Here is a 21,303-nt window from a genome sequence, read left to right as displayed (position 1 = left end):
GAGGAGGCACTTCAATGCAAGCTAAAGCAGTAGTGAGAACAGTTCGTATTGCTCCTCGTAAGGTTCGTTTAGTAGTAGACTTAATCCGAGGTAAGCAAGTGGGTGAAGCGATTGCTATCCTTAACCACACACCAAAAACTGCTTCTCCAGTTGTAGAAAAAGTTTTAAAATCTGCAATCGCAAATGCAGAGCACAATTATGAGATGGATATTAACAACCTAGTTGTTGAAAAAGTCTTCGTTGACGAAGGTCCAACGTTGAAACGTTTCCGTCCACGTGCAATGGGTCGTGCAAGCCAAATTAACAAACGCACAAGCCACATCACAGTTGTGGTATCAGAAAAGAAGGAGGGATAATCGATGGGTCAGAAGGTTAATCCAATTGGTCTTCGTGTCGGTATTATCCGCGACTGGGAATCTCGTTGGTTCGCTGAGAAAGATTATGCTACGTTATTACATGAAGACATCAAAATCCGTGAGTACATTACTGTACGCTTAAAAGATTCTGCTGTTGCTAAAGTAGAAATCGAACGTGCAGCAAATCGTGTAAATGTTACAATTCACACTGCAAAACCTGGTATGGTAATTGGTAAAGGTGGTACTGAAGTTGAAGCACTTCGTAAAGCTCTTAACCAATTAACAGGCAAGCGTGTACACATTAACATTTTAGAAGTTAAGAGAGCTGATCTTAACGCTAAATTAGTGGGCGAAAACATCGCTCGTCAATTAGAAAACCGTGTATCATTCCGTCGTGCACAAAAGCAAGTTATTCAACGTGCTATGCGTGCAGGAGCAAAAGGTATTAAAACACAGGTTTCTGGTCGTCTTGGCGGGGCTGATATCGCTCGTGCAGAATCTTACAGTGAAGGAACTGTTCCACTTCATACACTTCGCGCTGATATTGACTATGCAGCAGTTGAAGCTGATACAACATACGGTAAATTAGGCGTAAAAGTATGGATCTACCGTGGAGAAGTCCTTCCTACAAAAAAGAAAGCTTCTGAGGAAGGAGGAAAATAATATGTTAATGCCAAAACGCGTAAAATATCGTAGAGAGCATCGTGGTAAAATGCGTGGTCGTGCAAAAGGTGGAACTGAAATTGCTTTCGGTGAATTCGGTTTACAAGCACAAGCTGCTTCATGGATTACAAACCGTCAAATCGAAGCTGCTCGTCGTGCAATGACTCGTTACATGAAACGTGGCGGTAAAGTATGGATTAAAATTTTCCCTTCTAAACCTTACACTGCAAAACCTCTAGAAGTACGTATGGGTTCCGGTAAAGGGGCACCAGAAGGCTGGGTAGCAGTAGTAAAACCTGGGAAAATTATGTTCGAAATCGCGGGTGTATCTGAAGAGGTAGCACGCGAAGCATTACGTCTTGCAGCTCACAAACTACCTGTGAAATGTAAGTTCGTAAAACGTGAAGAAAATGGTGGTGAATCTAATGAAAACTAATGATATTCGTGAATTAACCACTGCCGAAATCGAAACAAAAGTTAAAGCTTTAAAGGAAGAATTGTTCAATCTTCGCTTCCAACTTGCTACAGGACAATTAGAGAATCCAACTCGCATCCGTGAAGTGCGTAAAGCGATTGCTCGTATGAAAACTGTAGTTTGTGAAAGAGAGATCGGAATTAATCGATAAATTGAGGGGAGGTTTGCATAGTGAGCGAACGTAACCAACGCAAAGTTTATACTGGTCGTGTTGTGTCTGATAAAATGGACAAAACGATTACAGTTTTAGTTGAAACTTACAAAACTCATTCCTTGTACGGAAAACGTGTTAAGTATTCTAAAAAGTACAAAGCCCATGATGAGCAAAACCAAGCAAAACTTGGCGATATCGTTAAAATCATGGAAACTCGCCCGCTTTCTGCTACTAAGCGTTTCCGTTTAGTTGAAATCGTTGAAGAAGCGGTTGTTATCTAAATAGACGAATCGGAATTTTTAGTCCGAAGGGAGGTTTCATAACATGATCCAACAAGAATCTCGTTTGAAAGTTGCTGACAACTCTGGTGCACGTGAACTTTTAACAATTAAAGTATTAGGCGGCTCTGGTCGTAAATATGCTAATATTGGTGATATTATCGTTGCTACGGTAAAACAAGCAACACCAGGTGGCGTTGTTAAAAAAGGTGACGTTGTTAAGGCAGTAGTGGTACGTACGAAGAGCGGAGCTCGTCGTCCGGACGGTTCTTATATTAAATTTGATGAAAACGCAGCGGTTATCATCAAAGACGATAAGAGCCCACGTGGTACTCGTATCTTCGGACCAGTAGCTCGTGAATTACGTGATAGCAACTTCATGAAGATCGTTTCTTTAGCTCCAGAAGTTCTATAATTTAAGGTATTGCCTTGCTAAGGAGGTGCAGAATTAAGATGCATGTAAAAAAAGGTGATAAAGTTCAGGTAATCACTGGTAAAGACAAAGGAAAACAAGGCGTTATCCTTGTGGCTTTCCCAAAGCAAAACCGTGTTATCGTTGAGGGTGTTAACATCGTTAAAAAACACTCTAAGCCATCTCAATTAAATCCACAAGGTGGAATTATTACGAAAGAAGCACCTATTCACGTTTCTAATGTTATGGTATTAGATCCGAAAACAGGCGAACCTACTCGCGTAGGCTTCAAAGTAGAAGATGGTAAAAAAGTTCGTATTGCAAAAAAATCTGGTGAATTATTAGATAAATAATTTTCTTAAGAAAGGAGGTCACTTCATTGAATCGCCTTAAAGAGAAGTTCCAAAAGGAAATTACTCCTGCTCTAATGAGCAAGTTTAACTATAAATCTGTGATGGAAGTACCGAAAATCGAAAAGATCGTAATCAACACTGGTGTTGGTGACGCGGTATCTAACTCAAAAGCTTTAGACAATGCAGTAGAAGAATTAACGCAAATCGCAGGTCAAAAACCTGTTGTAACTCGCGCTAAAAAATCAATCGCTGGTTTCCGTCTTCGTGAAGGTATGCCAATCGGTGCGAAAGTAACTTTACGCGGACAACAAATGTATGAGTTCTTCGACAAATTAGTATCAGTTTCTTTACCACGTGTACGTGATTTCCGTGGTGTTTCTAAGAAATCATTCGATGGTCGTGGGAACTACACATTAGGTGTTAAAGAGCAACTAATTTTCCCTGAGATTGATTATGATAAAGTAAGTAAAGTCCGCGGTATGGACATCGTAATCGTTACTACAGCGAAAACTGATGAAGAAGCTCGTGAACTTTTAACACAATTCGGTATGCCATTCCAAAAATAATGGAAGCCAACGCTAAGTAGAGGAGGCGAAAACGTGGCTAAAAAATCTATGATCGCGAAACAAAAGCGTACTCCTAAGTTTAAAGTACAAGAGTATACACGTTGCGAACGCTGCGGTCGTCCGCATTCTGTATACCGCAAATTTAAGCTTTGCCGTATTTGTTTCCGTGAACTTGCATATAAAGGTCAAATTCCTGGTGTTAAAAAAGCTAGTTGGTAAAACCCACAAATGGGAAGGAGGTAAAACACATGGTGATGACAGATCCAATTGCAGACATGCTTACTCGCATCCGTAATGCGAACATGGTACGTCATGAGAAATTAGAGGTTCCTGCTTCTAAAATCAAAAAAGAGATCGCTGAACTTTTAAAACGTGAAGGTTTCATTCGTGATGTAGAATACATTGGGGATAACAAACAAGGTATCCTTCGTATTTTCCTGAAATATGGTGCAAACAATGAACGTGTAATCACTGGATTAAAACGTATCAGTAAACCTGGCTTACGCGTTTACGCAAAAGCTGATGAAGTACCACGTGTACTTAACGGATTAGGTATCGCTCTTGTTTCTACATCTAAGGGAGTAATGACAGACAAAGACGCTCGTCAATTACAAACTGGTGGAGAAGTAGTAGCATACGTTTGGTAATATATATTTAAAACGAACGGAGGTGTGACCACATGTCTCGTATTGGTAAAAAGATTCTTGAAATCCCTGCAGGTGTTACTATTACAGTTGCAGAAGACAATACTGTAACAGTAAAAGGCCCTAAAGGTGAATTAACTCGTACTTTCAAAACTGATATGTCTATCAAAATTGAAGAAAATACACTAACAGTTGAGCGTCCATCTGAACAGAAGGAACACCGTGCATTACACGGTACAACTCGTGCTTTAATCGGAAACATGGTTGAAGGTGTAACTACAGGTTTCGTACGCGGACTTGAATTAGTCGGTGTTGGTTACCGTGCTCAAAAACAAGGAGATAAACTTGTTTTAAGCGTAGGTTATTCTCATCCAGTAGAAATGACTCCAGAAGCAGGACTTGAAGTTGAAGTACCTGTACCAACTAAAATCGTAATTAAAGGTATCGACAAGCAACGTGTTGGCGAATTTGCTGCTAACATCCGCGCTGTACGTGCTCCTGAACCATATAAAGGTAAAGGTATTCGTTACGAAGGCGAAGTTGTTCGTCGTAAAGAAGGTAAAACTGCTAAGTAAACCCGTTAGGTGAAAGAAAGGAGTGACAAGAATGATCACTAAAGCTGCTAAAAATGCGACTCGTAAGAAAAGACATGCACGTGTACGTGCTAAACTTACTGGTACTGCAGAACGTCCACGTTTAAACGTGTACCGTTCTAACCAACATATTTACGCTCAAGTTATTGATGATGTAAATGGTGTAACATTAGTAAGTGCATCTACTCTTGATAAAGACCTTGCTCTTAACGGTACTAGCAATACTGAAGCTGCTACGAAAGTTGGAGAATCAGTTGCTAAGCGTGCTGTAGAGAAAGGCGTTAAAGAAGTAGTATTTGATCGCGGTGGTTACTTATACCATGGCCGTGTTAAAGCTCTAGCTGAAGCTGCTCGTGAGGCTGGATTACAATTTTAATGGTCAAAGGAGGGAAAATTGATGCAACGCATTGACCCAAGTAAATTAGAACTTGAAGAACGTGTAGTTACGATAAATCGTGTCGCGAAAGTTGTTAAGGGTGGTCGTCGTTTCCGCTTTGCTGCACTAGTTGTAGTTGGCGATAAAAACGGTCATGTTGGATTCGGTACTGGTAAAGCACAAGAGGTACCAGACGCAATCCGTAAAGCTATCGAAGACGCTAAGAAAAACCTAATCGCTGTACCATTAGTTGGTACAACAATTCCTCACACAATCAACGGTCATTTTGGAGCTGGTGAAGTATTCTTAAAACCTGCTGCTGAGGGTACTGGTGTTATTGCTGGTGGACCTGTTCGTGCGGTACTAGAATTAGCTGGTGTACAAGATATTCTTTCGAAATCTCTTGGTTCTAACACACCAATCAACATGATTCGCGCTACTGTGAACGGATTAAGCGAACTTAAGCGCGCTGAAGATGTTGCAAAATTACGCGGTAAATCTGTAGAAGAGCTACTAGGTTAAGGAGGGAAAACAAATGGCGAAAAAGTTAGAAATTACCCTCACTCGTAGTGTAATTGGTCGTCCACAAGATCAACGTGCGACGGTAGAAGCTTTAGGTCTTAAAAAGTTGAATTCAACTGTAGTTAAGGAAGAAACTCCTGCTATTCTTGGTATGATCAACAAAGTTTCTCACCTTATCTCTGTAAAAGAAGCTTAAGGATAACTCATTAATATAAGGAGGTGCCTGGGAATGAAACTTCATGAATTAAAACCTGCAGAAGGTTCTCGTAAAGTACGTAACCGTGTCGGTCGTGGTATCGGTTCTGGTAACGGTAAAACTGCTGGTAGAGGTCATAAAGGACAAAACGCACGTTCTGGCGGCGGTGTTCGTCTTGGCTTCGAAGGTGGTCAAACTCCACTATTCCGTCGTTTACCAAAACGCGGCTTCACAAACATTAACCGTAAAGAGTTTACTATTGTAAACTTATCAACGTTAAATCGTTTTGAAGATGGTACAGAAGTAACACCTGAATTATTGCTGGAAACTGGCGTTATCAGCAAATTAAACGACGGTGTTAAAATTCTTGCAAGCGGAGCAGTAGAGAAAAAATTAACTGTTAAAGCGCACAAGTTCTCTTCAAGTGCTAAAGAAGCAATTGAAGCAGCTGGCGGATCAGTTGAGGTGATCTAATGTTTCGTACAATCTCCAACTTTATGCGCGTTGCTGAGATAAGACGTAAAATATTATTCACTTTAGCGATGTTAGTCGTATTCAGGATTGGCACGTTTATCCCAGTGCCATTTACAAATGGAGACGTACTGAAAGCACAAGATCAATTAAATGCCTTAGGTATCCTAAATACATTTGGCGGTGGCGCCTTGAAAAACTTCTCCATCTTCGCGATGGGAATCATGCCGTATATTACAGCATCCATCATCGTGCAATTATTGCAGATGGATGTTGTTCCTAAATTTTCGGAATGGTCGAAGCAAGGCGAAATGGGCCGTCGTAAACTAACGCAATTCACGCGTTATTTTACAATTGTTCTTGCGTTTATTCAGGGGTTTGGTATGTCAATCGGTTTTAACGGTATGGTAGGTGGGCAATTAATTTTGAATCCAGGTTGGAGCACTTATTTATACATTGCTACGGTACTGACTGCTGGTACTGCATTTTTAATGTGGTTAGGTGAACAGATTACAGCTAAAGGTGTAGGTAATGGTATTTCCATTCTTATCTTTGGCGGTATTGCCGCAGCGATCCCAAGTGTTATATCTCAAGTGTATCAACAACAGTTTCAAAATATCGGAGATCAATTGTTCATGAGTATCGTTAAAGTTGCATTGATTTTACTAGCTGTGCTAGCGGTTATTGTTGGTGTTATTTTCATTCAACAGGCTGTTAGAAAGATCCCAATTCAATACGCGAAGCGTGTAACAGGAGGGAATGGGAATCATGCTGGAGCACAAAACACTCATTTACCACTTAAGGTAAATAGTGCGGGTGTTATTCCAGTCATTTTTGCTGTTTCATTCTTAATTACGCCTCCAACTATTGCACAGTTCTTCCCGAAACATGATGTGTCGCAGTGGATTATTGCAAACTTTAACTATTCTCACCCAGTGGGAATGATCATATATGTTGCGCTCATTGTAGCCTTCACATATTTCTATGCATTTGTTCAGGTTAATCCAGAGCAAATGTCAGAGAATCTAAACAAACAAGGTGGATATGTTCCAGGTATTCGTCCGGGTAAGAATACAGAACAATATCTTACAAAAATCTTGTATCGTTTGACCTTTGTGGGATCAATTTTCCTAGCAGCGATTGCAATCTTACCAGTTATCTTTACGAAATTGGGAAATCTTCCTCCATCTGCACAGATTGGTGGAACGAGTATGTTAATCGTTGTCGGCGTTGCTTTAGAAACAATGAAGCAGCTAGAAAGCCAATTGGTAAAACGCCATTACAAAGGGTTTATCAAGCAGTGAGTAAGTGGGAAGAACTGTCTTCCCTACATGCTCATGTACTGAGGGGGAACAAGGATGAACTTGATTTTAATGGGGCTTCCTGGTGCTGGTAAAGGTACACAAGCCGAACAGATTATTGCCAAGTATAACATCCCTCACATCTCAACAGGAGATATGTTCCGTGCAGCTATGAAGGCTGAAACTGAACTTGGTTTACAAGCAAAATCTTTTATTGATAAAGGTGCGCTTGTTCCAGATGAAGTTACAATTGGAATTGTTCGTGAACGTTTAAGCCAAGAAGACTGTATTAAAGGCTTCTTATTAGATGGTTTCCCACGAACTGTTGCACAAGCATCAGCTCTTGAAGAGATTATGAAAGATCTTGGCAAAAAAATCGACTATGTTTTAAACATTAATGTGGATTCAGGGTTGTTATTAAAACGCCTTACAGGCCGTCGCATTTGTAAAGAATGCGGTGCGACTTACCACTTAGAATTCAATCCGCCAGCAAAAGCTGATGTGTGCGATAAATGTGGTGGCGAATTATATCAACGCTCTGATGACAATGAAGAAACTGTAGCAAATCGTTTAGATGTAAATATTAAGCAAACAAAACCTTTGCTTGATTTCTACGAGGAGCTTGGCTACTTACAAAGCATTAATGGTGAGCAAGATATCAATAAAGTATTTGCTGATATCGATGTTCTCATCGGAGACTTAGCGTAATGATCATCTGCAAAACTCCTCGCGAGATAGAAATCATGCGAGAAGCTGGCAGGATCGTTGCTTTAACTCATCAAGAGTTGAAACAACATATTACTCCAGGAATTACAACGAAAGAGCTCGATCAAATAGCGGAAAAGACGATTCGAAAATATGGTGCTACGCCATCTTTTAAAGGATACAACGGATTTCCGGGGAGCATTTGTGCTTCTGTAAATGAAGAGCTTGTACACGGGATTCCAGGGAAGCGTAAGCTCGAAGAGGGCGATATCATCAGTATCGATATTGGTGCGAAATACAATGGGTACCATGGTGATTCTGCATGGACGTATCCAGTTGGAAACATTTCTGAATCTGTTCAAAAGCTACTTGATGTCACAGAAAAATCGTTGTATCTTGGTCTAGAACAAGTAAAACCAGGCGAAAGATTATCAAATATCTCGCATGCGGTTCAAACACATGCTGAAGAGAATGGGTTCTCGATCGTTAGGGAGTATGTTGGTCACGGAATCGGGCAAGACTTACATGAGGACCCTCAAATCCCGCACTATGGTCCACCAAATAGAGGCCCTAGATTAAAGCCGGGAATGGTCATCTGTGTTGAGCCGATGGTGAATCAAGGAAGACGATATGTAAAAACACTATCTGATGACTGGACAGTGGTAACGGTAGATGGTAAATGGTGTGCCCATTTTGAGCACACGATTGCTCTTACAGAAGCAGGATACGAAATCCTTACCACTTTATAAGTAGCTGGCTCTCCGGGATTTCAGAGCAGTGTAAAATGTTACTGATTTGAAGAAGGGAGAACTATTGAATGGCTAAAGATGATGTAATTGAAGTCGAAGGTACCGTTCTTGAAACGTTGCCAAATGCTATGTTCAAAGTAGAATTAGAGAATGGGCATGTCGTATTGGCTCACGTTTCTGGTAAAATCCGTATGAACTTCATTCGTATTTTACCAGGAGACAAAGTTACGGTAGAATTATCTCCGTACGATTTAAATCGTGGTCGTATTACGTACCGTTTTAAATAATATAGCACTCCGTAATCTTTAAGGAGGTTCGAGACATGAAAGTAAGACCGTCAGTTAAACCAATCTGCGAAAAATGTAAAGTTATTCGTAGACGTGGAAAAGTAATGGTTATTTGTGAAAACCCTAAACATAAACAAAAACAAGGTTAATCAGAAGGAGGTGCATTCAAAATGGCACGTATCGCAGGTGTAGATATTCCTCGTGACAAGCGCGTTGTTATTTCTTTAACTTACGTATTCGGCATTGGTCGCACAACTGCTGAAAAAATTCTTACAGAAGCTGGTATTTCTTCGGAAACACGAGTTCGTGATTTATCGGAAGATGAATTAGGACGTATCCGTGATATCATCGATCGTATTAAAGTTGAGGGAGACCTTCGTCGTGAAGTATCTCTTAACATTAAACGTCTAATGGAGATCGGTTCTTACCGTGGTCTTCGTCACCGTCGTGGTTTACCAGTTCGTGGTCAAAACTCTAAAAACAATGCTCGTACACGTAAAGGTCCACGTCGTACAGTAGCAAATAAAAAGAAATAATAAGTAAAGGAGGTTGAACTAACAATGGCACGTAAAACAAACACTCGTAAAAAACGTGTGAAAAAGAATATTGAAGCTGGTATAGCTCATATTCGTTCTACTTTCAACAACACAATCGTAACACTTACAGATACTCATGGTAACGCACTTTCTTGGTCTAGTGCTGGTGCACTTGGTTTCCGTGGATCTCGTAAATCTACTCCATTCGCTGCGCAAATGGCTGCTGAAGCTGCTTCTAAAGTTGCAATGGAGCATGGTTTAAAAACTTTAGAGGTTACTGTTAAAGGTCCTGGTGCTGGTCGTGAAGCTGCAATTCGTGCTCTTCAAGCGGCAGGTCTAGAAGTAACAGCAATTAGAGATGTTACTCCAGTTCCTCATAATGGATGTCGTCCACCAAAACGTCGTCGTGTGTAATTTTTCTGTATAGAATTTTCCCTTTTGTCTATAATGGATATGATGCATTATCGAGAAATTTCGTACAGAAACATCGCTTGTTGTGCACAATCGGGAACTGCCTAAGGGGGACTTTCGGTTAAACAGAGGTTCTTCCTTTGTTTAACCGGGGTTTCGACGTTTTGAAGGAGGGTTTAGTTAATGATTGAAATCGAAAAACCGAAAATCGAAACGGTTGAACTTAACGAAGATGCTAAGTATGGCAAATTCGTGATTGAACCGCTTGAGCGTGGATATGGTACTACTTTGGGTAACTCCTTACGTCGTATTCTTTTATCCTCACTCCCTGGTGCCGCTGTAACTGCTATCCAAATCGATGGCGTTTTACACGAATTTTCAACAGTTGAGGGCGTAGTAGAAGACGTTACGACGATGATCTTAAACTTGAAAAAGTTAGCTCTTAAAATCTACTCTGATGAAGAGAAGACGTTGGAAATCGATGTACAGGGCGAAGGTATTGTCACAGCTGCTGATATTACTCACGATAGTGATGTTGAAATCTTAAATCCAGATTTACACATTGCGACGTTAGCAAAAAATGCGCATTTCCGCATGCGTTTAACTGCAAAGCGTGGCCGTGGGTATACGCCAGCTGATGCAAATAAAAGCGAAGATCAACCAATAGGAGTAATTCCTATTGATTCTATTTATACTCCAGTATCACGTGTGACTTACCAAGTGGAAAAGACACGTGTCGGACAAGTGGCTAATTATGATAAGCTTACGCTTGATGTATGGACGGATGGAAGCATCGGGCCAAAAGAAGCTATCTCTTTAGGTGCCAAAATCTTAACTGAGCATTTAAATATCTTTGTTGGTTTAACTGACGAAGCACAAAATGCTGAGATTATGGTCGAGAAGGAAGAAGATCAAAAAGAAAAAGTTCTTGAGATGACTATCGAAGAACTAGATCTTTCTGTTCGTTCTTATAATTGCCTAAAACGTGCAGGAATTAATACTGTACAAGAGCTTGCGAACAAAACAGAAGAAGATATGATGAAAGTTCGTAACTTAGGACGTAAATCCTTAGAAGAAGTTAAACATAAACTTGAGGAATTAGGTTTAGGTTTACGTAAAGACGACTGAGGATTTAAACCCATCAACAAAGGAGGGAACTACGAATGGCATACAGAAAATTAGGCCGTACAAGTGCGCAACGTAAAGCTATGTTACGTGATTTAGCTACTGATTTAATTATCAACGAGCGCATCCAAACGACAGAAACTCGTGCAAAAGAACTTCGTTCTGTAGTGGAAAAAATGATCACTTTAGGTAAACGCGGAGATCTTCATGCTCGTCGTCAAGCAGCAGCTTTCATCCGTAATGAGGTTGCTAACGCTGAGACTGGTCAAGATGCACTTCAAAAATTATTCGCTGATGTAGCTCCACGCTATGCTGAGCGCCAAGGCGGATACACTCGTATTGCAAAAATTGGTCCACGTCGCGGAGACGCAGCACCAATGGTAATTATCGAGTTAGTATAATGATGATTAAAAGGGCAGGACAGTTCTTTTCAAGTAACTGGTCATGGCCCTTTTTTTTTAAGTATAAAAATAGGCTAACTTGACGAAAGAAAGGGTGCCTTGTATTGAAAAAAGAGAAACTTCGGACAGAAAATATATCATTTCAATATCCTGGGGCAGCCTCTTATGCATTAAAAGATGTTTCGTTTTCCTTATATGAAGGAGAATGGGTATCTGTTATTGGACAAAATGGTTCAGGGAAGTCTACACTTGCAAAATTATTGAATGGCTTATTTTTACCGGAATCAGGGAAAATTACTTTAAATGATACAATGATTTTATCAGAGGAAACAGTATGGGATGTTCGAAAGCAAATTGGCATGGTATTTCAAAATCCAGATAATCAATTTGTTGGAACGACAGTACAAGATGACGTTGTATTCGGCCTAGAGAACATCGGAATGCCAAGGGAGCAGATGATAGAAAGACTAGAACAAGCTCTGCAACTTGTCCGTATGGAAGATTTTTTAAATGAAGAACCCCATTCGTTATCTGGTGGACAAAAGCAGCGAGTCGCAATAGCAGGTGTTTTAGCACTTCAACCATCTATTTTAATACTAGATGAAGCAACTTCAATGTTAGACCCTCAGGGGAGACGTGAAGTAGTAGAAACGGTCAGACAACTTGTTGATCAAAAGGGTATTACGGTGTTATCGATTACGCACGATTTAGAAGAAGCGGCACAGTCAGACCGTATTATTATTTTGAACAAGGGAGAAATATTAGAGGAAGGTACTCCAGAGCAAATTTTCAAATCCTCTCATATGCTCCAAGAGATTGGATTAGATGTACCTTTTTCGGTGAAAATAGCAGAATTATTAAAAAGAAATGGAATTCACTTGCAAAATACGCATCTTACAATGGAAAGCTTGGTGAACGAACTTTGGAGATTACATTCCAAAAAGTAGAACATCGTTATCAATATAAAACTCCATTTGAAAGACGCGCACTTTATGATGTAGACGTGTCGTTTCCAAGTGGGGGCTATTATGCCATTATCGGTCATACTGGTTCAGGTAAGTCGACGATGATTCAACATTTAAATGGTTTATTGCAGCCGACAAATGGTACGGTTCAAATTGGTGAACATTTAATTTCAGCAGGGAAGAAAGAGAAAAAGCTTAAGCCGCTACGAAAAAAAGTAGGGGTTGTCTTTCAGTTTCCAGAACATCAACTATTTGAAGAAACAGTTGAAAAGGATATTTGTTTTGGACCGACTAATTTTGGTGTATCTGAAGAAGAGGCAAAACAAAAGGCGAAAGATGCAATCCAGCTTGTTGGATTGGACATAGAGTTATTAGCACGTTCTCCGTTTGAATTAAGCGGTGGGCAAATGAGGCGTGTTGCAATAGCAGGCGTACTAGCGATGGAACCCGAAGTGCTTGTATTAGATGAACCTACAGCAGGGCTTGATCCAAAAGGACAGCACGAGCTCATGGAGATGTTTTACAATTTGCATAAGGAACAGGGGCTTACAGTCATTCTTGTTACCCATAATATGGAGGATGCCGCTAAGTATGCAGATCAAATAGTGGTCATGCATAAAGGAACGGTCTTTTTGCAAGGAAGAGCAGAGGAAGTATTTTCATATGCTGATGAATTAGAACAAATCGGTGTGGATCTTCCAATGTCTTTAAAGTATAAACGTGCAATTGAAGAGAAGTTTGGTATTTCAATTTCGAAGGCTACCTTATCTTTAGAGGATCTTACTCATGAAGTTGTACAGGTGTTACGAAAAGGTGGTCATGAATCATGCAGCAGTTGATTATTGGGAGATATATTCCAGGTCAGTCACTCATTCATCAACTTGATCCTCGTACGAAGCTGTTGATTGTCTTTTTATATGTATTTGTTGTTTTCTTAGCAAATAATGCGATTTCATATGGATTTTTATTTTTATATGCACTCATTGCTTTATTTTTTGCAAAAGTGCCGATTCGTTATGTACTTTCGGGCTTAAAACCAATTCTGTGGATTTTTCTTTTTACATTTTTCCTGCATATTTTTACAAATAAAGAAGGGGAAGTACTATTCCAGCTTGGTTGGTTTTCGATACATGAAAAAGGATTAGAGCAAGGGATATACATTTCTATACGATTCTTCGTTATTATTTTAATGACGACATTATTAACGTTAACGACGACACCTATTGAAATTACAGATGGGTTGGAGACGTTATTAAAGCCGTTTAAGCGTATAAAAGTTCCTGTTCATGAAATCGCATTAATGATGTCAATTTCACTACGTTTTATCCCGACATTAATGGATGAAACGAGTAAAATTATGAAAGCACAAGCGTCACGTGGCATTGATTTCGCCGGGGGACCGATAAAAGATAGGATGAAAGCTATTATCTCACTACTCGTTCCATTATTTATCAGTGCTTTTAAGCGTGCAGAGGACTTAGCGATTGCGATGGAATCTCGTGGATATAAAAGTGGCGAAGGACGTACTAAATTTAGGCAACTACGCTGGAAAATAAGTGATACAGTAACAATTGTAAGCTTACTTTGTTTAGCTTGTATTTTGGCATGGGTGCGGTCGTAATGGAGAATAGAGAAATGGAAAGAATAAAATGTACAGTTGCATATGATGGCATTCATTTTTGTGGTTACCAAATTCAACCACAGCATCGGACTGTTCAACAAGAAATAGAGAAAGCATTGCAGAAGTTGCATAAAGGAGAACTTGTTCGTGTGCAGGCATCAGGCAGAACGGATTCTACCGTTCACGCCAAAGGACAAGTGATACACTTTGATACACCTTTGTCTCTTGAAGAGTGGCAATGGAGTAATGCTTTAAATACAATGTTGCCGGATGATATTATTATCAGGCAGGTAGAGAAGAAAACAGAAGAATTTCATGCACGTTACGGTGTCGAGAAAAAAGAATATCGCTATCGTGTATTATTATCAAAGACTGCGGATGTATTCCGTAGAAATTACGTATATCAATATCCATATCCACTCGAAATAAACTCTATAAGAAAAGCGATTCCTTATTTTATTGGAACGCATGACTTTACTTCTTTTTGTTCGGCAAAAACTGACAAAAAAGATAAAGTACGAACAATTTATGAAATCGAATTAATTGAGCAAGACGATGAATTAATTTTTCGCTTTGTAGGTAATGGATTTTTATATAATATGGTCAGAATTATTGTTGGTACGTTACTTAGCGTAGGTCAAGGAAAGCTTGATCCGGATAGTATTCCAGAGATTTTAGCGAAACAAAATCGCCAGTTTGCTGGAAAGATGGCTCCAGGTCATGGACTTTACTTATGGCAGGTAAACTATAACAACTAATCCTGGTGTAACATTTGCTTGACATTAGAAACTCAAAAGTATATCATAACATATGGTATTGTTTCTAAAACCACGATTAGCCCCGGAAGGAAATCGTGTTTAAGATAAACAATAGATTTTTTCTATGGAAAAGATAACGAGGAGGGAAACACATGCGTACGACTTTTATGGCAAAAGCTAACGAAGTTGAGCGTAAATGGTATGTGGTTGATGCTGAAGGTCAAACTTTAGGTCGCCTATCTACTGAAGTAGCATCCATTTTACGTGGTAAACACAAACCAACATTTACACCACACGTTGACACGGGTGATCATGTAATTATTATTAACGCTGAGAAAATTCATTTAACAGGTAATAAATTAAACGATAAAATTTACTACCGTCACACTAACCACCCAGGTGGACTTAAGCAAAGAACAGCTCTAGAAATGCGTACAAACTACCCTGTACAAATGTTAGAGCTTGCAATTAAAGGCATGCTTCCAAAAGGACGTTTAGGACGTCAAGTGTCTAAGAAATTAAACGTGTATGCTGGAGCAGAGCATCCACACCAAGCACAACAACCAGAAGTTTACGAACTTCGCGGATAATTAATTAAAGGAGGGCTTACTTTGGCACAGGTTCAATACTATGGCACTGGACGTCGTAAGAGTTCAGTAGCGCGCGTACGCCTAGTTCCAGGCGAAGGACGCGTTATTATTAACGGTCGTGATTTTGAAAACTATATCCCATTTGCTGCATTACGTGAAGTAGTGAAACAACCTCTAGTTGCAACAGAAACTTTAGGTAACTACAATGTACTTGTAAACGTAAATGGTGGTGGATACACTGGTCAAGCTGGTGCTATTCGTCACGGTATTTCTCGCGCTTTATTAAAAGCTGATCCAGAATACCGTCTAACATTAAAACGTGCGGGTCTATTAACTCGTGACGCACGTATGAAAGAGCGTAAAAAATACGGTCTTAAAGGCGCACGTCGTGCACCTCAGTTCTCAAAACGTTAATTTTTGCGAACTACAAACCCCAACCATTTTGGTTGGGGTTTTTTTATGTTTAATTCTTCTTTTGTAATTTTTTTAGCTTGGAATATTTTAGTGCTACCGTCCTACGTATGCTTCTTCTTTAGAAGTTTAGACTAATACGTATTAGGGAGGTTTATAAGTACTATGAATGTCATTGTCAGCTTACAAGAAAAACAAAAAGAAAAGCAGTTAAAATACGAGCGGAAGATGCTGCGAGAATTATCATTAAAAACATTGCGTTTAAATATTCGTGATGCCTTTCAAATGCAAGAACTTCATCGTCAGTATGAAGATTATTGCATTGAACTAGGGATAGAATCTTATTTATTAGGAGCGAGATACAGTAAATTTGGTTATCATGGCGAATCATTCTTTGATGTGAAATATAGGGCTTTAGAAGAAGAACAACAATTAACTGAAACGTTATTTCAATTTTTAACGAGTATGACTATACGTGAAATTAAGTTGCAAGACGAGGAATTGCTTTTTGAATCTTGCCAGCAGTTTATCGGCTTGTGGTGGCAGGAAGGCTATGAAAAAGGCGAAAGAAGATATCGATTAAAGCTACACTAAGACAAGCATAAACTTTCCTCTTGTCCCATATAAGTAATTAGAGGGACTAGCTGGAGGAGGAAAGGTATGAAGAGAATTCGAATTATCTCTTTTGCGCTCGCTGCGGTTGTTTTGTTTTTTTTAGTTAAACAAGAATTTCAAATTACAAAATCGTGGCGAGCTTGGAATTTACCCTTATCAGGGAAAGTGATTGTACTAGATGCTGGGCATGGTGGGCCAGACGGAGGGGCTGTTGGTGGAAAGGATATTGTAGAAAAAGATATTACACTTGAGATTACAAAAAAGGTACAAGATTATTTACAAGAACAAGGTGCTTTAGTTATTTTAACGCGTGAAGGAGATTATGATTTAGCTAATAAAGATACAAAGTCATATAGTAGACGTAAAGCAGAGGATTTAAAAAAGCGTGTTGAGATCATTAATAAGCCTGATGTAGACTTTTTTGCGAGTATTCATTTAAATGCCCTAACTAGTAGTGGATCCAAGGGCGCACAAACGTTCTACTATCGTTCTTCGATTGAAAATGAACGGGCTGCAAAATTTATACAAGCTGAATTGAGAACAAGCTTAGAAAATACGAATCGTTCTGCTAAAACAATTCCTCACGTGTATTTATTGAAGTATGCCAAAACACCAGGTGCTTTAATTGAGGCTGGCTTTTTATCGAATGTGAATGAAAGATATATGTTAAATTCGGAGAAATACCAACAAAAAGTAGCTGCTGCAATATATCGTGGTATATTACGTTATTTTACGGAAAAAGGAAATCCTCCAGAATAAGGAGGATTTTTTCGAGTTTTTCTCGTTAACGAAGTTTTCCGAAAATATGTTATACTGGAAATGTAAACGCATTTATTTCAAAAATAAAGATAGATAAATTTAATTAACAATACGTTATTTTTCATACAGGGGGCTGGGCTAATTATGGTAACAAAAGAGCAGGTAGTGGAAGCATTGGAAGGGATTGTAGATCCGTTTATACATAAAACGTTAAAAGAAACAAATGCAATTAAAGAGGTGACAGTCAAGCCTGAGAAGGAACATGTAAGTGTTAAAATTGCAATTGTAAAGACGGGTACAGCGGAACAAATGCAGTTGCAGTCTGGAATTGTAAAGTTAGTAAAAGAACTTGGAGCAACAACAGTTGGACTTCGTTTTGCAGAATTTACAGAAGAGGAATTAGCTCAGTTTGCACCACCGCAAGAGGAAGAGAAAAGTGAATCCTTATTATCACCGAACTCAAATACAACATTTTTAGCAGTGGCAAGTGGAAAAGGTGGAGTAGGGAAATCAACTGTTTCTGTTAACCTTGCAATTGCTTTAGCTCGTTTAGGCAAAAAGGTTGGTATCATCGACGCGGATATTTACGGTTTTAGTGTACCGGATATGATGGGTATAGAAAAACGTCCAATCGTAAGAGGTGATAAGATAATACCAGTGGAGCGTCTAGGCGTGAAAGTAATCTCAATGGGATTCTTTGTAGAAGATAACGCACCTGTTATTTGGAGAGGACCGATGCTTGGGAAAATGTTAAATCACTTTTTCACAGAAGTAGAGTGGGGTGATTTAGATTACTTAGTATTGGACCTACCACCAGGTACGGGTGATGTTGCTTTAGATGTACATTCGATGTTGCCGGCTTGTAAAGAGATTATTGTAACAACGCCGCATCCAACAGCGGCATTTGTAGCAGCGCGCGCTGGAGCCATGGCTTTACGTACAGAACATAGTATTCTTGGTGTTGTTGAAAATATGGCGTATTTTGAAAGTAAAGCAACTGGTGAAAAAGAGTATGTGTTTGGAAGAGGTGGAGGAGATAAATTGGCTATGGAACTCCAAACGGATATACTTGGCCGAATTCCACTTCAACAACCTGATTGGAATAAAGAGGACTTTGCGCCGTCAGTATATGAAGATACACATACAACGGGTCTCATTTATCGTACGATAGCTGAGACAGTTATTGATAAAACAGCTGTCGCGCAAAACTAAAGTAGTAATGAGTGGACAATATATACATTGTCCACTCAGTGCTATAATTTTTATTATTGTTCTTTGTTCCCATCTTGAGAACCGCCTTCACCACCTGCGCCTTTCTTATCAGACCCACCTTTTTCGGCTTTTTGTACACCTTTACTAATGATGTCAATCATCTTAGCTTGGAAGAGAGGACTTTCGGCAGTTTCAGTTAGTACTTGCTGTAAATATTGACGATATTCTTTACTCTTCATTGTTTGTAACATAATTTTCTCTACTTCAGGATTTTTCATAATCTCTATAACACCTGATTGGTATTCAGGATCTTTTAGTAAAGTTTTCATTAAGTTTGTTTGTTCTTTTCCCATACTTTTAGCAAATTTCGATGAGAACTCAGGGTCTTTAAAGAGCTTTTCCCAGAATTGTTGCCCTTTTTCAGATACCAGTGCATCTTCAATCGTTTTCTTTACTACTGTTTCATCTAGTATGAGTGCTTGTTTCATTTTTTCATCAGTTAATACGTCTTGGATCGCTTTTTTTCCTTGATCGGTTTTTAAAATATCAACAATCATTTTTTTTGTTTGATCATAATCAAGTTCGGATTTTGCTTCTTTTTCTTGTGCACATGCCGCTAGTGCTATAAATAGAAAAGAAGAAATCAAAACGAGCAGCATCCGTTTCATAAGTTGGAGCTCCTTTCAGCAAAGTTCTCTTTTTTTAATATAAATCTCTTTAAGGAATTTATACATTAACATGGCTAGCTTTTTGAAATTGTCATTGTTACAATTTAATTAGAAATATAAGAATAATGGGGGATGTGTTGTGAATAGCCGCAAGTGGGTACGACTATTTTTTACGACGTTGTTTCTTGGTGGGATTAGCACAGTCTTTATTGGTTTTGTTTTAGAATGGGACAAGTACGCTAAATTTTTTCAAAATTTCGACGGAAAAGAGATTTTAGCAATTTCCTTTTGGTTGATGGGCGTAGGGTTTATTTTTAGTGTTATAAGTCAAATGGGGTTCTTTGCGTATTTAACGATCCATCGTTTTGGATTAGGGATGTTTCGGTCATCTTCTTTATGGAATACAGTGCAACTGTTCTTTATTGCGTTCGTATTATTTGATTTCGTTTATTTAAGGTCAGTACTTGTTGCAAATGGGGAAGTTTCATTAGGGAATAACATACTTGTTGCTGGGATGTTATTTGTGTTTGGGGCAATTGTCGCTTATATAAAGAGTAAAGAAACGAATAAAAAAGCATTTGTTCCCGCTCTGTTCTTTATGGTTGTTGTAACAATTCTTGAATGGGTACCAGCGCTCCGGATTAATGATACAGATTGGTTATATTTAATGGTGATACCACTTTTATTATGTAATTCATATCAGTTACTTGTATTGCATCGTTTAATTGGACAAAAGAGTAAGTCAGCTTAATGAGGAGAGTGGATTTTTAATTATCCAGATTCTTATCGTCTGTAAATGCTAGGATAAAAAAGCTCTGCTATCTTAACAAAAGATAGCAGAGCTTTTTATGTGTGAAGAACCGTGTAGAAAGGAACTACTTAATATCTTCACTTTTTGTACTTGTGTTGGAAATAAGTTGTGATACAGATGTTTGTTCATATCCGTCGCTCTTTAATTTTTGTAAGAGTAATGGTAAAGCCTTATTTGTTTGAAGGGCAGAATCAGAAGCATGTAATAAGACGATATCTCCACCCTTTAAATTGCTAGAGACTGTGGAAATGATTTTATTTACGCCGGGATTTTTCCAGTCATTTGAATTGTTACTCCAATGAACGATGGTGTATCCGAGTGATTCCGCTATTTTAAGAGTTGTTTTGTTAAAATCGCCACTAGGTGGACGTAATAGCTTGACTTGTTTTACGCCAAGTTTCGTAAAAACATCTTGTGCCCGCAAAAGATCTCGTCGTATTTCATTTGCTTCTAGTGAAGTGTAGGATGTGTAATTATAGCCCATACTACCAATCTCATGTCCATCTTTCATGATGCGTTCGACAATATCAGGGTGTCTTTCAGCCCATGCAGCAGAGAGAAAGAAGGTTGCATTCTTAATTTCTCTTTCTTTGAGTGTATTAAGGATTGGAATAGCTTTTTTGTCCCCCCAGCTAATGTCAAACGTGAATGCAACTTGTTTTTTTGCAGTGTCCCCTTTGTAAATCACTTTAGGGCCAGTAGCAGTTGAAAAAGCAGATTCATGTGAATATGTTTTTAAAAAGAGTAGCCATGCTGTAAATAAGGAAAGTACGACTATTAAGCTAATGTGTTTAAATGTTCTTTTACTCGTAATAAAAAAGAAAAACATAATATTACGCCCCTTTGTCCAATCCTTTTCAGTTACATATATGCTTTAAATTTAAAAAAGAGAACAAGGGATTAATATCGTAAGTGATGGATATAATGAGTGATAGAATTTTGTTTTTGGTGATACATTATTGATAATTGAAAATGAGTGGGGCGTTTATCGGTACACGTAAGGAGTTATTGGGGTGATAATTTGCTTGGGATTATGTTGACGAAGGAAGAGAGAAAAGAAATTGAATACATACTGAAGAGAGAGTTAGAGGAACTTTTATTTGATTTTGAAGATGAGCGTATACATAGCGTTGTAAAAAAGGCGATGGAAGAAAGGTATAAAATCATTTTTTGTTTATTTCGGAGAGTTGCTAATAGGGAAGAATGTATTCGTTATGTAAGAAAAAGAATTTTTTATTAAAAAGTGTTGACGCTAAGAGTAAGGATATGATAAATTAATAAACGTCGCTGATGCAGAAACGCAGAAAACGACAAAAAAG

Annotated in this window: 37 protein-coding genes; 35 read left to right on the top strand and 2 right to left on the bottom strand. The window is 38.8% G+C overall.

From position 1 onward, the window contains the following. Positions 1 to 14 precede the first annotated feature (14 nt). The 33 genes from rplV to JFU54_RS03660 all read left to right on the top strand — a co-directional run bounded on the left by rplV (position 15) and on the right by JFU54_RS03660 (position 18,505). Positions 15 to 356: a 50S ribosomal protein L22 gene (rplV, locus tag JFU54_RS03820; protein ID WP_002009773.1), complete on the top strand. Its 342-nt coding sequence runs from the start codon at positions 15 to 17 to the stop codon at positions 354 to 356. A gap of 3 nt (positions 357 to 359) precedes the next feature. Further along, positions 360 to 1,019 carry a 30S ribosomal protein S3 gene (rpsC, locus tag JFU54_RS03815; RefSeq protein WP_002009771.1) on the top strand — a complete coding sequence of 220 codons (660 nt, stop codon included), beginning with the start codon at positions 360 to 362 and terminating at the stop codon, positions 1,017 to 1,019. A gap of 1 nt (position 1,020) precedes the next feature. Then, positions 1,021 to 1,455, top strand: coding sequence for a 50S ribosomal protein L16 (gene rplP, locus JFU54_RS03810; protein ID WP_000928969.1), 435 nt, complete (start codon positions 1,021 to 1,023; stop codon positions 1,453 to 1,455). Then, a complete protein-coding gene (gene rpmC, locus JFU54_RS03805; RefSeq protein WP_002091523.1) occupies positions 1,445 to 1,645 on the top strand; it encodes a 50S ribosomal protein L29 in 201 nt (66 codons plus the stop codon). The genes rplP and rpmC overlap by 11 nt, the downstream gene beginning before the upstream one ends. Positions 1,646 to 1,665: 20 nt before the next feature. Beyond that, on the top strand, positions 1,666 to 1,929 hold the full coding sequence (rpsQ, locus tag JFU54_RS03800) for a 30S ribosomal protein S17 (protein WP_002091526.1): 264 nt from the start codon (positions 1,666 to 1,668) through the stop codon (positions 1,927 to 1,929). A gap of 43 nt (positions 1,930 to 1,972) precedes the next feature. Beyond that, positions 1,973 to 2,341, top strand: coding sequence for a 50S ribosomal protein L14 (gene rplN, locus JFU54_RS03795; RefSeq protein ID WP_000615912.1), 369 nt, complete (start codon positions 1,973 to 1,975; stop codon positions 2,339 to 2,341). 38 nt (positions 2,342 to 2,379) lie between these two features. Next, a complete protein-coding gene (gene rplX / locus JFU54_RS03790; RefSeq protein ID WP_000558201.1) occupies positions 2,380 to 2,691 on the top strand; it encodes a 50S ribosomal protein L24 in 312 nt (103 codons plus the stop codon). Positions 2,692 to 2,717: 26 nt separating this feature from the next. Then, positions 2,718 to 3,257 carry a 50S ribosomal protein L5 gene (gene rplE, locus JFU54_RS03785; RefSeq protein ID WP_002091528.1) on the top strand — a complete coding sequence of 180 codons (540 nt, stop codon included), beginning with the start codon at positions 2,718 to 2,720 and terminating at the stop codon, positions 3,255 to 3,257. A gap of 33 nt (positions 3,258 to 3,290) precedes the next feature. Continuing rightward, positions 3,291 to 3,476 (top strand): 30S ribosomal protein S14, encoded by a 186-nt coding sequence (gene rpsN, locus JFU54_RS03780; RefSeq protein WP_001085700.1) that lies wholly within the window; start codon positions 3,291 to 3,293, stop codon positions 3,474 to 3,476. Positions 3,477 to 3,505: 29 nt separating this feature from the next. After that, positions 3,506 to 3,904, top strand: a complete 399-nt coding sequence (rpsH, locus tag JFU54_RS03775) for a 30S ribosomal protein S8 (RefSeq protein ID WP_002009764.1) — start codon at positions 3,506 to 3,508, stop codon at positions 3,902 to 3,904. 32 nt (positions 3,905 to 3,936) lie between these two features. Then, a complete protein-coding gene (gene rplF / locus JFU54_RS03770) occupies positions 3,937 to 4,476 on the top strand; it encodes a 50S ribosomal protein L6 (RefSeq protein ID WP_002009762.1) in 540 nt (179 codons plus the stop codon). 31 nt (positions 4,477 to 4,507) lie between these two features. Continuing rightward, complete coding sequence (rplR, locus tag JFU54_RS03765; RefSeq protein ID WP_002009761.1) at positions 4,508 to 4,870, top strand: 50S ribosomal protein L18; 363 nt, start codon at positions 4,508 to 4,510, stop codon at positions 4,868 to 4,870. Between the two features lie 21 nt (positions 4,871 to 4,891). Continuing rightward, positions 4,892 to 5,392 carry a 30S ribosomal protein S5 gene (rpsE, locus tag JFU54_RS03760; protein WP_002009759.1) on the top strand — a complete coding sequence of 167 codons (501 nt, stop codon included), beginning with the start codon at positions 4,892 to 4,894 and terminating at the stop codon, positions 5,390 to 5,392. Between the two features lie 13 nt (positions 5,393 to 5,405). Further along, positions 5,406 to 5,588, top strand: a complete 183-nt coding sequence (rpmD, locus tag JFU54_RS03755; protein WP_002009757.1) for a 50S ribosomal protein L30 — start codon at positions 5,406 to 5,408, stop codon at positions 5,586 to 5,588. A 33-nt stretch (positions 5,589 to 5,621) separates the two neighbouring features. Then, a complete protein-coding gene (gene rplO / locus JFU54_RS03750; protein ID WP_002009754.1) occupies positions 5,622 to 6,062 on the top strand; it encodes a 50S ribosomal protein L15 in 441 nt (146 codons plus the stop codon). Next, positions 6,062 to 7,363, top strand: coding sequence for a preprotein translocase subunit SecY (gene secY, locus JFU54_RS03745; protein WP_002124688.1), 1,302 nt, complete (start codon positions 6,062 to 6,064; stop codon positions 7,361 to 7,363). The genes rplO and secY overlap by 1 nt, the downstream gene beginning before the upstream one ends. 54 nt (positions 7,364 to 7,417) lie before the next feature. Continuing rightward, positions 7,418 to 8,068 (top strand): adenylate kinase, encoded by a 651-nt coding sequence (locus JFU54_RS03740; RefSeq protein ID WP_002009751.1) that lies wholly within the window; start codon positions 7,418 to 7,420, stop codon positions 8,066 to 8,068. Beyond that, the gene (map, locus tag JFU54_RS03735; RefSeq protein WP_000582542.1) at positions 8,068 to 8,814 is read left to right on the top strand and encodes a type I methionyl aminopeptidase; all 747 of its coding nucleotides are present in this window, start codon (positions 8,068 to 8,070) and stop codon (positions 8,812 to 8,814) included. The genes JFU54_RS03740 and map overlap by 1 nt, the downstream gene beginning before the upstream one ends. Positions 8,815 to 8,882: 68 nt before the next feature. Next, positions 8,883 to 9,101 (top strand): translation initiation factor IF-1, encoded by a 219-nt coding sequence (gene infA / locus JFU54_RS03730; protein ID WP_001029884.1) that lies wholly within the window; start codon positions 8,883 to 8,885, stop codon positions 9,099 to 9,101. Between the two features lie 35 nt (positions 9,102 to 9,136). Further along, entirely contained in the window at positions 9,137 to 9,250 is a 114-nt protein-coding gene (gene rpmJ, locus JFU54_RS03725) for a 50S ribosomal protein L36 (RefSeq protein WP_000868344.1), read from the top strand. A 21-nt stretch (positions 9,251 to 9,271) separates the two neighbouring features. Next, positions 9,272 to 9,637, top strand: a complete 366-nt coding sequence (rpsM, locus tag JFU54_RS03720; RefSeq protein ID WP_002009746.1) for a 30S ribosomal protein S13 — start codon at positions 9,272 to 9,274, stop codon at positions 9,635 to 9,637. A 24-nt stretch (positions 9,638 to 9,661) separates the two neighbouring features. Then, positions 9,662 to 10,051 carry a 30S ribosomal protein S11 gene (rpsK, locus tag JFU54_RS03715; RefSeq protein WP_002009745.1) on the top strand — a complete coding sequence of 130 codons (390 nt, stop codon included), beginning with the start codon at positions 9,662 to 9,664 and terminating at the stop codon, positions 10,049 to 10,051. Positions 10,052 to 10,231: 180 nt separating this feature from the next. Next, positions 10,232 to 11,176 carry a DNA-directed RNA polymerase subunit alpha gene (locus JFU54_RS03710; protein WP_002029340.1) on the top strand — a complete coding sequence of 315 codons (945 nt, stop codon included), beginning with the start codon at positions 10,232 to 10,234 and terminating at the stop codon, positions 11,174 to 11,176. A gap of 35 nt (positions 11,177 to 11,211) precedes the next feature. Continuing rightward, on the top strand, positions 11,212 to 11,574 hold the full coding sequence (rplQ, locus tag JFU54_RS03705; RefSeq protein ID WP_000331490.1) for a 50S ribosomal protein L17: 363 nt from the start codon (positions 11,212 to 11,214) through the stop codon (positions 11,572 to 11,574). A gap of 104 nt (positions 11,575 to 11,678) precedes the next feature. Beyond that, positions 11,679 to 12,521, top strand: a complete 843-nt coding sequence (locus JFU54_RS03700; RefSeq protein WP_002029339.1) for an energy-coupling factor ABC transporter ATP-binding protein — start codon at positions 11,679 to 11,681, stop codon at positions 12,519 to 12,521. Then, complete coding sequence (locus JFU54_RS03695) at positions 12,497 to 13,378, top strand: energy-coupling factor ABC transporter ATP-binding protein (protein WP_002124690.1); 882 nt, start codon at positions 12,497 to 12,499, stop codon at positions 13,376 to 13,378. Before JFU54_RS03700 ends, JFU54_RS03695 begins: the two co-directional genes overlap by 25 nt. Continuing rightward, positions 13,366 to 14,160 carry an energy-coupling factor transporter transmembrane component T family protein gene (locus JFU54_RS03690; protein ID WP_002124692.1) on the top strand — a complete coding sequence of 265 codons (795 nt, stop codon included), beginning with the start codon at positions 13,366 to 13,368 and terminating at the stop codon, positions 14,158 to 14,160. The genes JFU54_RS03695 and JFU54_RS03690 overlap by 13 nt, the downstream gene beginning before the upstream one ends. 14 nt (positions 14,161 to 14,174) lie before the next feature. Next, a complete protein-coding gene (truA, locus tag JFU54_RS03685; protein ID WP_002124694.1) occupies positions 14,175 to 14,918 on the top strand; it encodes a tRNA pseudouridine(38-40) synthase TruA in 744 nt (247 codons plus the stop codon). A gap of 152 nt (positions 14,919 to 15,070) precedes the next feature. Further along, positions 15,071 to 15,508, top strand: a complete 438-nt coding sequence (rplM, locus tag JFU54_RS03680) for a 50S ribosomal protein L13 (RefSeq protein WP_002029337.1) — start codon at positions 15,071 to 15,073, stop codon at positions 15,506 to 15,508. Between the two features lie 21 nt (positions 15,509 to 15,529). Further along, positions 15,530 to 15,922: a 30S ribosomal protein S9 gene (rpsI, locus tag JFU54_RS03675; RefSeq protein WP_002009728.1), complete on the top strand. Its 393-nt coding sequence runs from the start codon at positions 15,530 to 15,532 to the stop codon at positions 15,920 to 15,922. A 162-nt stretch (positions 15,923 to 16,084) separates the two neighbouring features. Continuing rightward, the gene (locus JFU54_RS03670) at positions 16,085 to 16,513 is read left to right on the top strand and encodes a DUF2521 family protein (RefSeq protein ID WP_002029335.1); all 429 of its coding nucleotides are present in this window, start codon (positions 16,085 to 16,087) and stop codon (positions 16,511 to 16,513) included. 66 nt (positions 16,514 to 16,579) lie between these two features. After that, positions 16,580 to 17,293: an N-acetylmuramoyl-L-alanine amidase CwlD gene (gene cwlD, locus JFU54_RS03665; protein WP_002009721.1), complete on the top strand. Its 714-nt coding sequence runs from the start codon at positions 16,580 to 16,582 to the stop codon at positions 17,291 to 17,293. A 144-nt stretch (positions 17,294 to 17,437) separates the two neighbouring features. Continuing rightward, positions 17,438 to 18,505, top strand: a complete 1,068-nt coding sequence (locus JFU54_RS03660) for an Mrp/NBP35 family ATP-binding protein (RefSeq protein ID WP_201063794.1) — start codon at positions 17,438 to 17,440, stop codon at positions 18,503 to 18,505. 53 nt (positions 18,506 to 18,558) lie between these two features. Here the strand turns inward: JFU54_RS03660 and gerD are convergent, their stop codons facing one another. Further along, positions 18,559 to 19,173, bottom strand: a complete 615-nt coding sequence (gerD, locus tag JFU54_RS03655) for a spore germination lipoprotein GerD (protein WP_002009716.1) — start codon at positions 19,171 to 19,173, stop codon at positions 18,559 to 18,561. Between the two features lie 139 nt (positions 19,174 to 19,312). Between gerD and kbaA the strand changes: the two genes are divergently transcribed. Further along, on the top strand, positions 19,313 to 19,924 hold the full coding sequence (kbaA, locus tag JFU54_RS03650) for a KinB signaling pathway activation protein KbaA (protein WP_002124701.1): 612 nt from the start codon (positions 19,313 to 19,315) through the stop codon (positions 19,922 to 19,924). 124 nt (positions 19,925 to 20,048) lie between these two features. On the opposite strand, the gene pdaB is transcribed toward kbaA, so the two are convergent. Then, a complete protein-coding gene (gene pdaB / locus JFU54_RS03645) occupies positions 20,049 to 20,813 on the bottom strand; it encodes a polysaccharide deacetylase family sporulation protein PdaB (protein WP_002029332.1) in 765 nt (254 codons plus the stop codon). A gap of 192 nt (positions 20,814 to 21,005) precedes the next feature. Between pdaB and JFU54_RS03640 the strand changes: the two genes are divergently transcribed. Continuing rightward, positions 21,006 to 21,224: a hypothetical protein gene (locus JFU54_RS03640; protein WP_044441818.1), complete on the top strand. Its 219-nt coding sequence runs from the start codon at positions 21,006 to 21,008 to the stop codon at positions 21,222 to 21,224. Positions 21,225 to 21,303 lie beyond the last annotated feature (79 nt).

This window comes from Bacillus sp. TH19, assembly GCF_016651075.1.
Classification (GTDB): domain Bacteria; phylum Bacillota; class Bacilli; order Bacillales; family Bacillaceae_G; genus Bacillus_A; species Bacillus_A mycoides.
The sequence above is the reverse complement of the archived record's forward strand: the minus strand, read 5'-3'. Positions and strand labels throughout refer to the sequence as shown.

Bases quoted from the DNA above. Each gene is read 5' to 3' on its own strand.
- rplV (WP_002009773.1), top strand. From the start codon at position 15: ATGCAAGCTAAAGCAGTAGTGAGAACAGTTCGTATTGCTCCTCGTAAG.
- rpsC (WP_002009771.1), top strand. From the start codon at position 360: ATGGGTCAGAAGGTTAATCCAATTGGTCTTCGTGTCGGTATTATCCGC.
- rplP (WP_000928969.1), top strand. From the start codon at position 1,021: ATGTTAATGCCAAAACGCGTAAAATATCGTAGAGAGCATCGTGGTAAA.
- rpmC (WP_002091523.1), top strand. From the start codon at position 1,445: ATGAAAACTAATGATATTCGTGAATTAACCACTGCCGAAATCGAAACA.
- rplN (WP_000615912.1), top strand. From the start codon at position 1,973: ATGATCCAACAAGAATCTCGTTTGAAAGTTGCTGACAACTCTGGTGCA.
- rplX (WP_000558201.1), top strand. From the start codon at position 2,380: ATGCATGTAAAAAAAGGTGATAAAGTTCAGGTAATCACTGGTAAAGAC.
- rpsH (WP_002009764.1), top strand. From the start codon at position 3,506: ATGGTGATGACAGATCCAATTGCAGACATGCTTACTCGCATCCGTAAT.
- rplF (WP_002009762.1), top strand. From the start codon at position 3,937: ATGTCTCGTATTGGTAAAAAGATTCTTGAAATCCCTGCAGGTGTTACT.
- rplR (WP_002009761.1), top strand. From the start codon at position 4,508: ATGATCACTAAAGCTGCTAAAAATGCGACTCGTAAGAAAAGACATGCA.
- rpsE (WP_002009759.1), top strand. From the start codon at position 4,892: ATGCAACGCATTGACCCAAGTAAATTAGAACTTGAAGAACGTGTAGTT.
- rpmD (WP_002009757.1), top strand. From the start codon at position 5,406: ATGGCGAAAAAGTTAGAAATTACCCTCACTCGTAGTGTAATTGGTCGT.
- rplO (WP_002009754.1), top strand. From the start codon at position 5,622: ATGAAACTTCATGAATTAAAACCTGCAGAAGGTTCTCGTAAAGTACGT.
- secY (WP_002124688.1), top strand. From the start codon at position 6,062: ATGTTTCGTACAATCTCCAACTTTATGCGCGTTGCTGAGATAAGACGT.
- JFU54_RS03740 (WP_002009751.1), top strand. From the start codon at position 7,418: ATGAACTTGATTTTAATGGGGCTTCCTGGTGCTGGTAAAGGTACACAA.
- map (WP_000582542.1), top strand. From the start codon at position 8,068: ATGATCATCTGCAAAACTCCTCGCGAGATAGAAATCATGCGAGAAGCT.
- infA (WP_001029884.1), top strand. From the start codon at position 8,883: ATGGCTAAAGATGATGTAATTGAAGTCGAAGGTACCGTTCTTGAAACG.
- rpmJ (WP_000868344.1), top strand. From the start codon at position 9,137: ATGAAAGTAAGACCGTCAGTTAAACCAATCTGCGAAAAATGTAAAGTT.
- rpsM (WP_002009746.1), top strand. From the start codon at position 9,272: ATGGCACGTATCGCAGGTGTAGATATTCCTCGTGACAAGCGCGTTGTT.
- rpsK (WP_002009745.1), top strand. From the start codon at position 9,662: ATGGCACGTAAAACAAACACTCGTAAAAAACGTGTGAAAAAGAATATT.
- JFU54_RS03710 (WP_002029340.1), top strand. From the start codon at position 10,232: ATGATTGAAATCGAAAAACCGAAAATCGAAACGGTTGAACTTAACGAA.
- rplQ (WP_000331490.1), top strand. From the start codon at position 11,212: ATGGCATACAGAAAATTAGGCCGTACAAGTGCGCAACGTAAAGCTATG.
- JFU54_RS03690 (WP_002124692.1), top strand. From the start codon at position 13,366: ATGCAGCAGTTGATTATTGGGAGATATATTCCAGGTCAGTCACTCATT.
- truA (WP_002124694.1), top strand. From the start codon at position 14,175: ATGGAAAGAATAAAATGTACAGTTGCATATGATGGCATTCATTTTTGT.
- rplM (WP_002029337.1), top strand. From the start codon at position 15,071: ATGCGTACGACTTTTATGGCAAAAGCTAACGAAGTTGAGCGTAAATGG.
- JFU54_RS03670 (WP_002029335.1), top strand. From the start codon at position 16,085: ATGAATGTCATTGTCAGCTTACAAGAAAAACAAAAAGAAAAGCAGTTA.
- cwlD (WP_002009721.1), top strand. From the start codon at position 16,580: ATGAAGAGAATTCGAATTATCTCTTTTGCGCTCGCTGCGGTTGTTTTG.
- JFU54_RS03660 (WP_201063794.1), top strand. From the start codon at position 17,438: ATGGTAACAAAAGAGCAGGTAGTGGAAGCATTGGAAGGGATTGTAGAT.
- gerD (WP_002009716.1), bottom strand. From the start codon at position 19,173: ATGAAACGGATGCTGCTCGTTTTGATTTCTTCTTTTCTATTTATAGCA.
- pdaB (WP_002029332.1), bottom strand. From the start codon at position 20,813: ATGTTTTTCTTTTTTATTACGAGTAAAAGAACATTTAAACACATTAGC.